Annotated in this window: 12 protein-coding genes; 5 read left to right on the forward strand and 7 right to left on the reverse strand. The window is 64.1% G+C overall.

The window, feature by feature from the left end; genetic code table 11:
* Window positions 1-561: 561 nt before the first annotated feature.
* A complete protein-coding gene (locus tag BEMPMBAN_RS21535) occupies window positions 562-1,197 on the reverse strand; it encodes a DUF3887 domain-containing protein (protein ID WP_159233282.1) in 636 nt (211 codons plus the stop codon).
* Window positions 1,198-1,520: 323 nt separating this feature from the next.
* Here BEMPMBAN_RS21535 and BEMPMBAN_RS21540 point away from each other — a divergent pair, with 323 nt between their 5' ends.
* From BEMPMBAN_RS21540 to BEMPMBAN_RS21550, 3 genes are all read left to right on the forward strand, one after another.
* Window positions 1,521-2,270 carry a class I SAM-dependent methyltransferase gene (locus BEMPMBAN_RS21540; RefSeq protein ID WP_234897629.1) on the forward strand — a complete coding sequence of 250 codons (750 nt, stop codon included), beginning with the start codon at window positions 1,521-1,523 and terminating at the stop codon, window positions 2,268-2,270.
* Window positions 2,271-3,123: 853 nt separating this feature from the next.
* Window positions 3,124-4,341, forward strand: coding sequence for a PE-PPE domain-containing protein (locus BEMPMBAN_RS21545; RefSeq protein WP_425295001.1), 1,218 nt, complete (start codon window positions 3,124-3,126; stop codon window positions 4,339-4,341).
* Between the two features lie 52 nt (window positions 4,342-4,393).
* Window positions 4,394-4,753: a DUF4345 family protein gene (locus BEMPMBAN_RS21550; RefSeq protein WP_159233285.1), complete on the forward strand. Its 360-nt coding sequence runs from the start codon at window positions 4,394-4,396 to the stop codon at window positions 4,751-4,753.
* Window positions 4,754-4,766: 13 nt separating this feature from the next.
* Here BEMPMBAN_RS21550 and BEMPMBAN_RS21555 read toward each other — a convergent pair whose 3' ends face one another.
* Window positions 4,767-4,991: a hypothetical protein gene (locus BEMPMBAN_RS21555; RefSeq protein WP_159233286.1), complete on the reverse strand. Its 225-nt coding sequence runs from the start codon at window positions 4,989-4,991 to the stop codon at window positions 4,767-4,769.
* Between the two features lie 139 nt (window positions 4,992-5,130).
* Between BEMPMBAN_RS21555 and BEMPMBAN_RS21560 the strand changes: the two genes are divergently transcribed.
* On the forward strand, window positions 5,131-6,672 hold the full coding sequence (locus BEMPMBAN_RS21560) for an alkaline phosphatase D family protein (RefSeq protein ID WP_159233287.1): 1,542 nt from the start codon (window positions 5,131-5,133) through the stop codon (window positions 6,670-6,672).
* Between the two features lie 83 nt (window positions 6,673-6,755).
* Here BEMPMBAN_RS21560 and BEMPMBAN_RS21565 read toward each other — a convergent pair whose 3' ends face one another.
* The 5 genes from BEMPMBAN_RS21565 to BEMPMBAN_RS21585 form a co-directional block, all read right to left on the reverse strand.
* On the reverse strand, window positions 6,756-6,899 hold the full coding sequence (locus BEMPMBAN_RS21565; protein ID WP_200846069.1) for a hypothetical protein: 144 nt from the start codon (window positions 6,897-6,899) through the stop codon (window positions 6,756-6,758).
* 352 nt (window positions 6,900-7,251) lie between these two features.
* On the reverse strand, window positions 7,252-8,748 hold the full coding sequence (locus BEMPMBAN_RS21570; RefSeq protein WP_159233288.1) for an NAD-dependent succinate-semialdehyde dehydrogenase: 1,497 nt from the start codon (window positions 8,746-8,748) through the stop codon (window positions 7,252-7,254).
* Window positions 8,745-11,645 (reverse strand): FAD-binding and (Fe-S)-binding domain-containing protein, encoded by a 2,901-nt coding sequence (locus BEMPMBAN_RS21575; RefSeq protein ID WP_159233417.1) that lies wholly within the window; start codon window positions 11,643-11,645, stop codon window positions 8,745-8,747. Before BEMPMBAN_RS21575 ends, BEMPMBAN_RS21570 begins: the two co-directional genes overlap by 4 nt.
* Before the next feature lie 56 nt (window positions 11,646-11,701).
* Window positions 11,702-13,021: an aspartate aminotransferase family protein gene (locus BEMPMBAN_RS21580; protein WP_159233418.1), complete on the reverse strand. Its 1,320-nt coding sequence runs from the start codon at window positions 13,019-13,021 to the stop codon at window positions 11,702-11,704.
* Between the two features lie 38 nt (window positions 13,022-13,059).
* Window positions 13,060-14,148: a phosphotransferase gene (locus BEMPMBAN_RS21585; protein WP_159233289.1), complete on the reverse strand. Its 1,089-nt coding sequence runs from the start codon at window positions 14,146-14,148 to the stop codon at window positions 13,060-13,062.
* A gap of 271 nt (window positions 14,149-14,419) precedes the next feature.
* On the opposite strand from BEMPMBAN_RS21585, the gene BEMPMBAN_RS21590 reads away from it, so the two are divergent.
* Window positions 14,420-15,097, forward strand: coding sequence for a GntR family transcriptional regulator (locus BEMPMBAN_RS21590; protein WP_159233290.1), 678 nt, complete (start codon window positions 14,420-14,422; stop codon window positions 15,095-15,097).
* Window positions 15,098-15,165 lie beyond the last annotated feature (68 nt).

The following is a 15,165-nucleotide window of genomic DNA, read 5'->3' on the forward strand; positions in this document are numbered from 1 at the left end:
CGGACGTTTACCGTCGAGTTGTGAACGGATACAACGGATACGTAGTGAAAGACGTCGGATAGGTAGCGACGCGGCGCAACAATCGCGACGCCGAATGACTTCTGACCTGTATAGACAGGGCTTAGCGGTATGCGCAAGACGGCGACTGACCGGCTCATAACCCAGAGGTCGCAGGTTCGAATCCTGTCCCCGCTACTAGGTAAAACGGCTCCCGGAGGCAACTCCGGGAGCCGTTTTCATTGAGGTTGTGGACGAGCGAGTCGCGATCCCGGTGAACTATCGAATCACCAACACCGACGCAGCCGATGTCTGGTCCACACCATTTCGGGCCGGCCCAGCGCGCCGACACCAGAAACGGTGAAGCCGCGATCACAGGTGGGCGCCGAACACTCGGGCTGGCACGGAACGCTGTCTTCGCCAGGTTCAATGCTGGCACGCGGCGCGCGCTTCGGCTCGTTGCATTCGCGGTGTCTCGTTTCCAGAGGAAACGAGGTCGATGAGATCCTGCCTCACCGAGAGAGATGTGCGGGTACCCGCTAAAAGCGTTGCGCCCCCATAGATTTACGTGGTGGCCGATTTGCTGCTGCCGTCGGCTGCATCGGGATTGAGGATATAGAGCCCGGCAATCGTTCGATCGTCGCGAAAGGTAACGCGAGCGACGAAATCTCCGGCCTCGAAGGTCAATGGGGTGTTGGTGATGGTGAAGTCGCCGGCGCGCACGGCATCAGTGTCTCCGTGGCTCTCGTAGGCCCCAGCCATCCCCGCAAGGTAGGCCCACGCCTCGGCGAGCCCCTCCTCGGTGAGCCCTGCGCGCATCGTCTCATCAAAGCGCTCGGTGATAGCAGGCCACCGGCCGTGAGCATGATCATCGATCACCGCCCGGGCCAACTCGATGGCATCGGGGAGCGGCCTGGTATTCATGACTTCTCCATTTCGAGGATCGATGGGCTTCCCGTATCTCTGGAAGGCGGCCTGGCGTGAGACACCAAGTACTTGGCCAATGTCCTGCCATGTCCGGCCCGCCTCTCGCGCTTGCTGCACCGCCGCAGCCATCAATGCCTCGGCTCCGTCCCGAATCTGATGCGCTGCGAGCACCAGATCGATCGGATCGTTGTCGCTGCTTAGTACTGGGGCAGCGAGGATCTGGGCGAGTTGGCGATGAAGCTGTTGGCCAGCCAGCATGAACGAACCGGACATACGTCAATCTTGGATTGACAAGATTCCAATTGTCAAGTTCTTATTGACGACCAGTGACTAGCCGTGCCCGGCAAGTCCTTGCTTGCTAGCCGAAGGCTGCTGTCCCGTTTGGATAAACGAGCTCGATCACATCTTGTCTCGCGGTGACGTTCCTCCATGGGCGCGACGACTGGTCCGGCCGGTGGCCGTCGTCGTCGACGGGCCCCACCGCAGTGCGAGCGATGCTACGAATGGACTATGGACGCTCACCGGTTGCTCGGCGAAATCGCTTACTACCTGACCGTGGTCATCACGCGGTGACGCGCCGCCCCCGGTCCGAACGCGTGGATCAGGCTCATTACGACCGGACCGGGCAGACCTATGCCCAAACCCGCCAACCTGATCCGCGCATTGCGGCCGCCATCAACCAGGCGCTAAGCGGAATCGATACGGTGGCGAACATCGGTGCCGGCACGGGTTCGTATGAACCAGCCGGGACCGTCATCGCTATCGAACCCAGCCGGGTCATGATCGCCCAACGCCCGGCTGGTGCGGCACCCGCAGTTCAGGCCATCGCCGAGCAATTACCCATTCGCTCGAGTGCTGTAGACGCCGCACTGGGCGTGCTCACAGTCCATCACTGGAGCGACCTCAACCAGGGCATCGCCGAGATGCTCCGTATCGCACGCCGCCGAGTCGTCCTGCTCACCTGGGACCACACCATCTTCAGACGGTTCTGGCTACTGCGCGACTATCTTCCTGCAGCCGCAAGGACCGACGCTGACCTTGCTGTTCGCATGTCGCAGCTCACCTCGCTGCTCGGCGATGTGACGACCATTCCGGTTCTAGTGCCACACGATTGCACTGACGGATTCGGCGGTGCCTACTGGCGTCGACCCCACGCCTACCTCGATCCAACGGTTCAAGCCGGAATGTCGTTATTCGCCATGACGCCGAAGCCTGCACTTCAACAAGGTCTAGCGCGTCTAAGTGCCGATCTTGAGAGCGGAAGATGGGATCGCGATCACAAGAACCTGCTTGGCGCCCAGCAACTCGACCTTGGTTACCGACTGCTCATCGCTCAGGTTCACTGACGTCACGGCAGCGCGCCCCAGCTGTCTCGTTTCTAAAAAAAACGAGACAGGCCCACGCGGCCCACCTTGCGGTCGCATCGCAGCAAGTCGCTCCGTCTCAGTTCTTGTCTCACACCGCGTGTCTCAGATCCTCGACAACGACATCGGCACGTTGGGTTGCAGCAGCTCGCCTGTCAGTTGGATGGGCGCTGTGAGGCTGAGCGTGTTCCGTACCGACCGAACCAAGAGTCTGCGACGCCCGCGGCGGCGGGGGAGTGAACGCATCGGACAGGAAGCCGCTGGCATTATCGCTGAGATTATTCGAAATTATCATCGCGTCAATTAATTATCATCGAGAGGGTCGTCAGGCTGCGAACCAATACAAATATGGCTGCGAGGGTCTATTTGTGGTAGGACGGTCCACTTGAGATAGCTGAGTGGTGAGTCAGAAGTAAAATTCTTCATCTGGAGTCAGCATGGCAAACGTACTGTTGACCGCCGTCTTGATTATTGACACTCATGTCGTATCCGTCGGCCGATTCCCACCGGAGACCGCTGGCGCCAGGTCATTTCCGCTGTAGAGACCTAGGACCGTCCCGGCTCCGCGGGCTAGGATGGCAGCCCAGATTACCTCCGGTGCGGCCCGGGGCGCGCAGGATTACCGCCAGATTCCTGAATATTGGCAATGGCAAACGAGTTTGCCCTATTCGCCACAAAGGGGATACGGCTGGCGCAATAAGCGATGCGCACAATATGCTCCGACCACGCCGACTGGCGAATCAATTCCACTCATTCTTCGGGAGTCTTCGTGCGAGCACGGATGCGTAAAGCAAGTGTTGCCTGCGGCGGTGCCTTGGCTGCGGTCGTTCTGGGCGTGTCTTCCGCCGCGTCGGGGTGGGCCGCCAGCACCGCTCTGGTGATCGGCGGTATCGGCACCCCGACGATGCATGACCTGGTGATGTCGCAGCTTCTCGGCGGGGCTCTGAGCGATGTGGAGCGGGAGAGCGTCGACTGGCCTGCGGAGGCCAGGCCGTACACCGGTGCCGACGACCTGACATTGGGCGCTTCGATCGACGTGGGCATCACCAACCTCAGTGCCGCGATCGACGCCGCGCTCGCGCGTCTGTCCAGAGACGAGGACGGCAACGTCATCAACGGCGAGCGGGTCACCGTGGTCGGACTGTCGGCAGGGTCGCTGGTGGTGACCGAGGTGCTGCGGCTGGCGGCCGCGGACCCCGAGGCACCCGACGAGCGGGAGATCAACTTCGTTGTCGTCGCTGATTCCAGTCGCCAGGAGATCATCGACGACGCCGAGAACTACAACCCCGTCTACGACTACACCTACCGGCCGGCGCCCGAAACGGTGTACGACACCATCGTCGTCACCGGCGAGTACGACGGGTTCGCCGACTTCCCCGACCGCTGGTGGAACCTGACCGCGGTCGCGAATGCGATGGCCGGATCGATCTTCGTCCACATTCCGACGATGTTCGCCGACCTGACCGAGGTACCCGCGGAGAACATCACCGTGGAGGTGAACTCCAAGGGCGGCAGCACCACCCACTATCTGATTCCAGCCGCGAGATTGCCGTTGGTCCAGTTGTTCCCGAGTCTCGCTCCCCGCGAGGCCGAATTGAAGGCCTCGATCGACAAGGCGTACACCCGCAACGACCCCGTTCCCTCCTGGCTGCCCAGCACCACCGCCGACGTTCCCGAGGCGGTCGAGGACACCGTCGCGACGCCCGCCGAGGACGCGCAGCCCGCTGACGAGACGCAGCCGGCTGAGGAGGAGGCTGCCGTCGCCGATGGCGAGACGACCGAATCCGATGTGACCGTTGAGGAGACGGTCGCAGGCAGCGACGACGCCGACGAGAGCTCCCGCGATGACGACGACGCTGTGAGCTCCCGCGAGGACGACGACGCCGCGAGCGAACGGGACGCCGACGACGATGCGGCCGATGCCGACACTGACCAGACGGCCGACAACGATCGCGCTGTCAAGCGGGACAAGTCGGACCGGGGCACCAAGCGCGGCAGCGATTCCGACGCGGACAAGTCCACCTCCACCGATTCCGCGGACTCGTCGGATTAGCCTTCCGCAGCTGTCATGGTGAGTTCGTACACCTGACAGCTGGAGGGTCATCGTGGCCAACGTCGTCATCGTCGTCGTCGCCGTGTTCTTCGCCGGGATGGGGATCTACGGACTCGTGTCCCCGGCCCGACTGGTCGCCCCGTTCGACATCACGGTGGAAACGGCAGGCGCGCGCTCTGAGGTCCGCGCGGTGTACGGCGGCTTCGGCCTGGCGATCGCCGCGGTGCTCGCCCTCGCCCTGGCCAGACCCGAGCTGCAGACCGGCATCGTGATCACCGTCGCGGCAGCCCTGGCCGGGATGGCATTGGGCCGGGTGGTGTCAGCAGTGGACGGCCGAACCGGCTTCTACCCCAACTGGTTCTACTTTCTCGTCGAGTGTCTCGCCGCGGCAGCGCTGTTCCTGGTCGCGTGAGGTTGCCCAACGTTCACTCAGCCGTCGGGCGCAGGCCATGTTCCCGGGCGAAGGCATCGTAGGCCACCGCGATCTCCTCGGCCGTCGCGTCGGGGTGCGCCCGCGCCACGGCGTCGACAGCTGCCCAGGTCTGGGATCCGAGAACCGTTGACGCAGCCGGTGTTCGGCCAGCGACCAGCGCCGCGGTCAGCATCGCCTCGAAGGCGCTGCGCGGGTCACCGGCCGGTACTTCGGTCACGATCTGAAGTGAATCATGGCGGTGCCGCGCCCGCTTGCCGAGCGGATGCGTCCAAGAGTTTCCCGAACGGCATGCCGACGGGCGGACACCGTACCGCTGCGCGTCACCACCGAGACAGCTGCACGGCTGACACTGCGCCGTGTCCCCTCATCCGTCCCGCCGGACCGTGCTCAAAGGTGCCGCGCTACTCGCGGCGCTGCCCGTCGTCGGATTCGGCTCCCCGCAGCGCCCGGGCCCAGCGGCCGATCCGTTCACTCTCGGCGTGGCCTCAGGGGAGCCCGCCACCGACGGCGCCGTGATCTGGACCCGGCTGGCGCCGCAGCCGTTGGCCGACGACGGCCTCGGGGGCATGCCGGCACGACCGGTGGACGTGGACTGGGAAGTGGCCGAGGACAACGCGTTCACGCGAACCGTGCAGCGGGGGACCGTCACCGCAGTGCCCGAGGCCGCACACAGCGTGCACGTCGAACTGGTCGGGCTGCGGCCCGGCGCCGAATACTTCTACCGGTTTCGCTCGAACGGCTATGTGTCGCCGGCGGGCCGCACCCGGACGACACCCGCGGTCGCTTCGCTCGACCCGCTAACGGTCTGTGTCGCATCGTGTTCGAACTACGAGCAGGGCTGGTTCACCGCCTACCGCAGGCTGGCCGAGGAGCATCCGGATCTGGTGCTGCACCTCGGCGACTACCACTACGAGTACGGGGCAGGGCGCAGCGCAGTCCGGGTGCGTGACCACGTCGGTTCCGAGACGGTGACGTTGGCGCAGTACCGGCAGCGGTATGCGCAGTACAAGACCGATCCCGACCTGCAGGCCGCCCACGCCGCCGCGCCGTGGCTGGCGGTGTTCGACGACCACGAGGTGGCCGACAACTGGGCCGGCACGGTACCGGCCAGACCGGATCCCGCGTTCGGGCACCGGCGCGCCGCGGCGCTGCAGGCGTACCACGAGAACATGCCGCTGCGCGCATCGGCACGGCCGCACAGAGCCGGCATGGCGTTGCACCGCAGGGTGCACTGGGGCAGTTTGGCGACGTTCCACATGCTCGACACCCGCCAGCACCGCACCGACCAACCGTGCGGTGACGAGTACGCCTCCGACTGTGCCGAACGGTATTCCGCCACAGCGAGTTTGACCGGCTCGGAGCAGGAGCGGTGGCTGCTGGACGGATTCGCGAGATCCCGCGCGCGATGGGATGTGCTGGGCCAGCAGGTGTTCTTCTCGCAACTGGACCTCACGCCCGGCCGGCAGCGCTCGTTCAACCCGGACGGCTGGGACGGGTACGTGGCCAATCGGGACCGGATCGTCGCCGGCATCCGCGACTCACCGGTGCGCAACGCGGTGGTGCTCACCGGCGACGTCCATTCGCACTGGGCCGCAGACGTCCACGAGCGTCCAGGTGACACCCACACACCTGTAGTGGCGACCGAACTGGTGACCAGCTCGATCAGCTCGGGCGGAGACGGCTCCGATGTGCGCGACGAGATCACATCAGTACTGCCGGAGAACCCGCACATCCGGTACTTCAACAACCGCCGGGGTTACGTGCGGATGGCTGTCACTGCCGAGCAGGTGCGCGCCGACTTCCGGATCGTGCCGTACGTGTCCCGGCCCGGCGCCGCCGTGCAGACCGGCGCGACGTTCGTCGTCGCCGACCGTGTACCGGCGATGCAACGGGTGTGAGCGCCGACGGCACCTGGACCTGGTGGAAAACAACAGAGCCGGCACCCCGTCGGGGCTGCCGGCTCTGGACAAGGAGCGTCGCCTCAGCGATGGATGCCCTCGTGCCGCTGGGCGATGGCCAGCAGCTCGTCACGAACCGTCGAATCCGGCATGGCATTGATCCGCGCGTAGAGGCGCCGCCGTTTCACGGCACGCTTGACGTCTGCGCGGAAGTTCGCGATGGACATTTCCCTCAACTCTCCTTTGGCCCCGGGTTGCGGGGCTTTGTTTGCTGCTCGCTCCACTTGGGCGAGGATCACTCGGCAAGTAGAACGTCACGATGGTCCTTGTTAATTCTGGGTAAATCAACTTTGGCGGTGTGAGTTTGGCTACAGCGGCGGGTTGGCGCAGGTGGGGAGCGTGTCCCGGTCACGGACCGCCGAGGCGGGGCGCACGGCAGGGCGACGCCGCCGGGGCGGGCACCCGTCAGTGACTAGCTTTGCTGAGTGGCCGCGGTCACACCGTTCATCCCGCGGCTCGATCGTCACCCGGGAGCGGTTCGCCAGGGCGGTCGTCACCGCTGCGAATCGTCCGACCGGCTCAGCGCCCCTTGCGTCGGGGCACCGAAAGGTACTTGTACTCCAGGAACTCGTCGATGCCGACTTTGCCGCCTTCGCGTCCCAGACCGGACTGCTTCACCCCACCGAAAGGCGCGGCGGGGTTGGACACCACCCCGGTGTTCACACCGACCATGCCGACTTCGAGACGCTCACTCAGATCCAGCGCACGGTCGATGTCTTGGGTGAACAGGTATCCGACCAGACCCCAGTCGGTGTCGTTGGCACGGTTGATCACCTCATCTTCGTCATCGAAGGGAACGATCGGAGCCACGGGTCCGAAAATCTCGGTGGTCATCAAGTCGGAATCTGCGGACACATTCGCCAGGACGGTCGGCGGATAGAAGTAACCGGGTCCCTCCGGCAACCGGCCGCCTGTCAGCGCGGTCGCGCCGCGCTGCAACGCGTCGTCGACGAGCCGTTGCACTTTCGCGCGACCGGCCGAGTCAATGAGCGGCCCCACCTCGGTTCCATCGTCCAATCCGTTGCCCACCCTCAACGCCGCCATCCGCGCCGCGAGCCGTTCGGAGAACGCAGCAGCGATGTCGCGGTGAACGTACATGCGGTTGGCTGCTGTGCACGCCTCACCCATGTTTCGCATCTTGGCCGCCATGGCACCGTCTACGGCGGTGTCGATGTCGGCGTCCGCGCAGACAATGAACGGTGCGTTCCCGCCCAGTTCCATCGACGAGCGCATCACCGTCGCGGCCGCCTGTCGCAGCAGAAGTTTGCCCACTCCGGTGGAGCCGGTGAAACTCACCTTGCGGGCCTTCCCGCTCGCCATCCAGCGCTCCACCACAGTTGCCGCATGAGTGGTGTTGACGACGTTGAGAACTCCGTCGGGGAGCCCACTTTCCTGCAGAATCGCGGCCAGCGCCAACGAGCTCAGCGGAGTCTGGGGCGCCGGCTTGAGCACCATGGTGCATCCGGCGGCGACCGCGGGGGCGATCTTGCGTGTCCCCATGGCGAGCGGGAAGTTCCACGGGGTGATGAGGACGCAGGGGCCGACGGGTTCGCGGGTCACGATGATTCGGTTCGCCCCGTCACCGGTGGTGGAGTGGTCACCGGAGATTCGGACTGCCTCCTCGGAGAACCAACGCAGGAACTCGGCAGCGTAGGCCACTTCGCTCTTGGCCTCAGCGAGCGGCTTGCCCATCTCTGACGTCATCACTTCTCCCAGCCAATCCTGCCGGGCCATCACTAAATCATAGGCGCGGCGCAAGATTTCACTGCGATGTCGCGGAGCGGTACGCGCCCAGGAAGCTTGTGCATCAGCCGCAGCCGCTAGCGCGTCGTCTCCGTCTGCCGGGCCGGCGTCGGCGACAGCTGCAAGCACTTCACCCGTGGCCGGGTTCTCCACGTCGAAGACTCTGCCTCCCAGGGCTTCACGCCAGCGCCCGCCGATCAATAGCCCGGTGGGAATCGAGGAGATTCCGGAACGGGGGGTGGTCGAGGTGGGACTGGCCGTCGGCGCGGTCATCGGTGTGGCTCCTGTCGGGTGCGGGGGTCGAGGATCTGCGCTAGGTGTAGCGAAGCGCTCGGTGCAGGATTTCCGATGAGTTGTCGGGCCTGCATGTGGCAGCTGAACCCATCGGTGAGCACGACGGCTTCCGGGTCTGCCCTCAACGCCGGCGCGAGCGCCTGCTCGGCGACGGCCATGCTGACGTCGTAGTGTTGGCGCTCGAAGCCGAAGTTGCCGGCCACGCCGCAGCACCCGGTGGCCTCGCGAACGTGTTTGATTCCGACCGACTCCAACGCCCGGCGTTGCGTTGCGGCGCCGAACACTGCGTACTCGTGACAGTGGGTCTGCACAGTGACTGAGGATGGCGGTGTGGCGCTCGGTGTCCAACCGCGGTCAGTTTCTGCACTGACCTGTTCGGCGAAGCTGCGAACGCGTCGTGCCACCCGGTGCGCGGCGGGGGTGTCGACGAGTTCGGGCAGGTCCTTACGCAGAGCTGCTGCACAACTGGGCTCAGTGACAACAATTGGACGCTTCGTCCCGTCGTCGAGAGCAGTGGCAGTGCGGACCAGCCGTTTTCGCGCCTGCCGAAGTTGACCGGTGGAGATCCAGGTCAATCCGCAACAGACGTCGGTGCGGACCTCTGCACGATGGCCGGCGTCCTCGACGACGCGAAGTGCGGCCCCGGCGACCTCAGGTCGGAATCCTTTGGTGAACGAGTCCACCACGAGCACCACGTCACTGTGCCGCGTCCGGTCGGGTTTCAGTTCATGACGGAGCTGGCGCCTAGAAGCGAAGCGCGGGAGTGGCCGCTCGGTGGTCAAGCCGCCGATGCGCAGGCCGATGGAGCACAGAGGACTCGCCAGAGCGCCGTTGACGAGCGGCGCCACCCGTGATGTCACGGCCAGCCAGCGGGGCAGCCAGCCCAGCGAGTAGTGCGCCATCGGGCGGATCCGTCCGCTGTAGTAGTGGTCGAAGAACTCGGCCTTGTATGTCGCCATGTCCACGCCGGTCGGACAGTCCGACGAACACGCCTTGCACGAAAGGCACAAGTCCAGTGCCTCGCGCACGTCCTCGGACGCCCATCCCTGCTCGACGCTGCGGGCACCGCGGACCATGTCCTGCAGCACACGGGCGCGGCCGCGAGTGGAGTCCTTCTCATCACCGGTGGCCCGGTAGCTGGGGCACATGACGCCGCTGCCATGGGCTCGGCATCGGCCCACGCCGATGCAGCGCTGGACGGCTTCGGCGAAGGCTCCATCATCGGAACTGTTCGCCTCGTGCAGAACGAACGTCGTTTGCCATCGCCGGGCGGGGATGTTCGCCAATGCCAGTTGCTGGGTCACCGGCGCCGGATCGACGATCATGCCGGGGTTCAGGACATTGGTGGGGTCGAAGAGGTGCTTGAACCTGGCGAAGGCCTCCATGATTGTCGGGGAGTACATTTCGGGCAGGAGCTGCGATCGAGCCCTGCCGTCGCCGTGTTCTCCCGACAGGGTGCCACCGTGCTTGACCACAAGGCGGGCGGCTGCGGTGAGGAAAGTCGACATCACCTTCCGGCCCTCGGACGTCCTTTGGTCGAATGTGATTCGGATGTGCATGCAGCCGGCCCCGAAATGGCCGTACATCACACCGACGAGATGAAACTGATCGAGTAGGAGCCGAAAGTCGGCAAGGTAATCGGCGAGGTCTTTCGGGGCAACCGCTGAGTCCTCCCAGCCCGGCCACGAGGTGACGGTAGACCCGTCGGGCAATTTCAGCTGCGACGAGAGCCCGGCTCCGTCCTCGCGAACGCGCCACAGTTTCTTACGCTCGGCGGGGTCGCGGACTTCGCGGCAGTCCAGCGCCCGCCCGTTGGCCCGAAGATCACCCAGGAGTTTCTTCGCTTGTGCCGCAACGACGATGTCGTCCTCTCCGTCGAGGTCGACGTACAGCCAGGCGCGCCCGGCGGGCAGCTCGGAGACCGAGTCCTGACCGCGCCGAGCCTTCATGGTCGCCACGATCCGCTCGTCGATGCCTTCGATCGCGGCGGGCGAGTACTGCAGTATCGTCATCACGTCCCGCGCGGCATCCACGATGTCGTCATACGCCACGATGAGCAGCAACGCTGACGACGGCACCTCAACCAGCCGCATGGTGGCACCCACCACGATCGCGCACGTTCCCTCGCTGCCGACGAGTGCGCGTGCGACGTTGAAGTCGTTCTCCGGTAGAAGATTCGCTAGGTGAAAGCCTGACACCTGCCGGGGTATTCGACCCAGTTCAAGACGAAACTGCGACATGTAGTCAGCGGCCAGCGTCTTCAGACCAGCAGACAACTGGTTGGCTCGCACGGCAGCGGCCTCGTCCCCGGGATCGGTGGCCCTCAGCGCGGCTTGGGTAGCGGTCAGTCGGGTACCGTCGGCGAGAACGACGTCGAGGGACACCACATGGTCGCCGGTGCGGCCGTGGCGAACGGAGTGATTGCCGCAGGCGTCGTTGCCGATTGATCCTCCGACGGTGGCCCGGCTTCTGCTCGACGGGTCCGGCGCAAAGGTCAGCACGTTGCCCGTGTCTTGCTGGACGGCGTCGGCGAGGTCGGTCAGGATGACCCCCGGCTCGACGACGGCGGCCCGGCTTGCGGCGTCGATCGACACGATTCGATTCATGTATCGCGACAGGTCGACCACGACTCCGCTGCCGATCGCGTTGCCGGCCATCGACGTTCCGCCGCCTCGTGGGGTGACGGGAACACCCGCATGATGGCATGTCGCCACGAGGCGGCTGACTTCATCGGGATCGCGGGGAAATGCGACGGCCAGCGGCGCGACGCGGTAATTCGATGCGTCGTAACTGTACTCGGCGATGCGTCTGCTGGTCGTGTCGATCTCAATCCCACTGGTAGCGAGCAGTTCGATGACCTCAACATCGTGTCGCACCGCTGTCGTCGGGCTTCGCCGCCTGGGCGAGGCGGTGTGGAACCGGCCTTCGTCGCTCAATGAAGTTCCTCGTTGAGAACAACGGCGAGACTCTCCAACATTCGGTCAGCATCGCTGATCGAGAATGGAAGTGGCGGACGGACTTTGAGAACGCTGCCTCGAGGTCCTGAAGCGGAGATCAGAACGCGTCGACGGCGCATGTGGTTGACTACCCGCAGTGCCGCTTGCCCATCTGGAGTGTTGGAGTCTCTGTCGGTCACGATGTCCACGCCGACAAACAATCCCGCACCTCTCACCTCAGCGATCTGTTCGTAACCGGCTGCCAGTTTGGAGATCTCAGACTGAATGTAGTTGCCGACATTGTCGGCGTTGCCGACGAGGCCTTCGTCGTTGATCACGTCCAAAACCGCTTGGGCGGCCGCGATGGATACCGAGTTCCCACCAAAGGTGTTGAAATATCGGATGTTGCGACCGAACTCGACAAGCAGTTCCGGACGGAAAGCTGCCGCGGCGATGGGAATGCCGTTGCCCATCGGCTTGCCGGTCGTCACGATGTCGGGAACCAAACCGTGTCGCTGAAATCCCCACCAGTGCTGGCCGGTCCGCCCGAATCCCGGTTGCACCTCGTCGGCGATGAAGAGTCCGCCAACGTTGTGGACCTCTTCGAGAATTGGCTGCAGGAATCCCGCAGGATGGGCATAGATGCCGTCGGAGGAGAAGATCATGTCGGCGATGAACGCCGCGACCCCGAAACCGTGGCGTTCCAGATCGGAGATAGCTTCTCGGATCTCACGACGCATGACGTCAGCCACGTTCTCCTCGCCGCCGTGCCGAAGACTATCGGGTGCGCTGATCGTACGCACGTGCGCTCCCAGCGGGACACCGGCGCCCAGCGACGGCGAGAATGTCGACACGTCCGAGGTGAGGCCATGGTAAGCACCGGCCGTGACGATGATCCCTTGCTTGCCGGTGTAGTACCGGGCTACCCGCATCGCGAGATCGTTGGCCTCCGAACCGGTGCAGGTGAACATGACATGCCCGATTTCGGCGGGCATGGTGCCCAGGAACTGCTCGCTGTAGCTGAGGATCGACTGTTGGATGTACCGGGTGTTGGTGTTCAACGTCGCGAGTTGTCGATGAATCGCCTCGACGACGTAGGGATGGCAATGGCCGACGCTTGCGACATTGTTGTAGACGTCGAGGTAGTCGTTGCCGTCGGCGTCGTAGAGCAGCGTGCCCGCGGCGCGGACGATTTCGACCGGGTCTTGGTAGAACAGTCGGTATCCGGGTCCGAGAAGGCGTTCCCGCGCGTCAACCTGTTCGCGGGTCCGAGGTGGCAACTCGTCGATGCGTGACTTGTCGAAACCGTTCACCATGGGGTCGGACGCCTTAGGTCTACGAGGCTTGGTCATTGTCAGTCCTTTTCTGCCGGAGACGTTGTCGCACCGGTCTTCGCCAGCAGCGCTTCAACCGTGGGTGTGGCCACCGACAGTGCGCAGCGCAGCCTGGCCCAATCGAGCGCCGAATGTGACAGTCCGTAGTTACGGCTGTCAGGATGGACGTCTGCGCGCCAGCCGAAGACCAAGGCGCGCAGAAGGAGCCGTGCAGGGGCGGCGATCGCCAGCAGCATGATGTCGCGGTCGGCCAACGGCCGCACAGACCGATACCCACGCACGATGTGCAGAGCGCTGCTCCACGGCCGCTGCTCGTCGACGCCGATCTGATTGGCCACCGCGACAGCCAGTTCGAATATCAGGGGGCTACGCACCACGTCACCGAAGTCGATGATCCCCGTCACGAACTCCTTGGAGATCGGATCGACAACGACATTGAAGGGACTGAAATCGCCGTGAATCATCTGGGTTTCGAGCGCGTGGAATCGGGGTGCGACAACGGCTTCGAACTGGTCGAATATCCACGTAGCCATAGTTACGTCGTCCCGGTCGGTGACCAACTCCAGCAGGGGCCGCAGGTGCAAGAAGTTCTTGAGGTCCCAGATGAGCAGCCGCGACTCATCCAGATGCCGAAAGTCGGTCAGTGCGGAGTCCAATCGGGCCAACATTGCACCGACACTGGCGAACTGAGCAGACGTCGGCTTCGCTTTGGCGAGAAGGACCCCTTCGAGGAAGCTCAGCACACGCAGGATACGGACATTGCCGCGGGGGTCGACGACGGCAGACTCGACCTGGCCGTGCGTGCCGCGAATCAGCCGCTGGGCCGGGATCGCCTGGGACGAGCTCTCGAGATGCAGCATGACCGCACACTGAAGGTTGACAAGCTGGGCACTCTCCGTGGTAGGAGCGATCTTGACGAGGTATTGCCCGCTGGCCGTGGCGAGATGGAATGTGTCGTCCTTCTCCGTGGGAATGCGGGTCAGCTCACCCGTCAGGTCGTACAAGCGGCGAAGTTCGGCCGCGACCTGCTGTTCGGGGAACTTCTCGGCGATCGACTCCAGCGCGCTCTCCTTGGCGATCTGCGCGAGTTCGTCCGAACCGTTGATCACGGCGCCGACGCCTGCATTAGTTCGGCCCGCGTGGAGCGACGCCTCGCTGCGACACAGCTATCGACGGGGTTCGGCATCCGTGATCTGTTTCCTTTGTGATCGCGGGACGCGCCACCGCTGGCGATGCGCGCTCCCGAGCCAACACTCGATCGGTCATCCGGGCCGCTGCCCGGTCGGAGCAACTGTAGAACATTAGGGCAGAATAGCCAAGGCGCAGCTCCGTCGCCGCGTCTTAGCCCTGCATGCTGTTTAACAGTTGTACGCTGTAGCTATGTCTGTGGCAGATCGCATCCGAATCGTCGGGCGCAGCAGTGCGCAACAGATCGCCGACGGGTTGATGGATATGATCCTCGAGGGAGAGCTGAAGCCCGGCGAGCGCATTCGGGAAAGTGTTATCGCCGATCAGCTGGGAATTTCGCGCAATACGGTTCGTGAAGCCGTGCGGCTTCTGCAGGGGACGGGGCTGGTTCGGTACGTTTTCAATCGCGGCCTGGCGGTATGGGACCCCTCCGACGAGGAAGTCCTGGACATCTATCGCGCGAGACTTCATCTAGAGACGGCTGCCGCGGCATCAGTGGGATACGACACCGACCTGACGAAGCTCGCGACCGCCATGGAAGCCCTGAAGGTGGCGATGTCGACCGAGGATCCGCGCACGATCGTGGAGAAAGACCTGGACATTCACCGCGCGATCGTGGGGTTGATGAATAGTCCACGGCTGAACAAGTTCTATGACGAGCTACTTGGCGATCTCCGATACTTCCTTCTCATTCTGTCCTTGGATCACCACGAGTACGAGAGCGACTCGACTCTCGAAGAGGAACATCAGCGGATTGTGACAGCCTTCGCTTCCCGTGACCCCGAGCTGGCGCGCACCACAATCGCCGAGATCATCACGGAGAACCGCGACAAGGTGCGCAAGATCCTGGCCATTCGTTCGGCCGGCTGACCACGCCCATCCCGGCAGTCAGCACTCACTGAAGTCACATGACTTCGCTGTTCGCAGAACGCATCTCG

Origin of the sequence: Mycolicibacterium austroafricanum, assembly GCF_902705885.1 — a bacterium.
In the GTDB taxonomy this organism is placed as follows: Bacteria; Actinomycetota; Actinomycetes; order Mycobacteriales; family Mycobacteriaceae; genus Mycobacterium; species Mycobacterium vanbaalenii_A.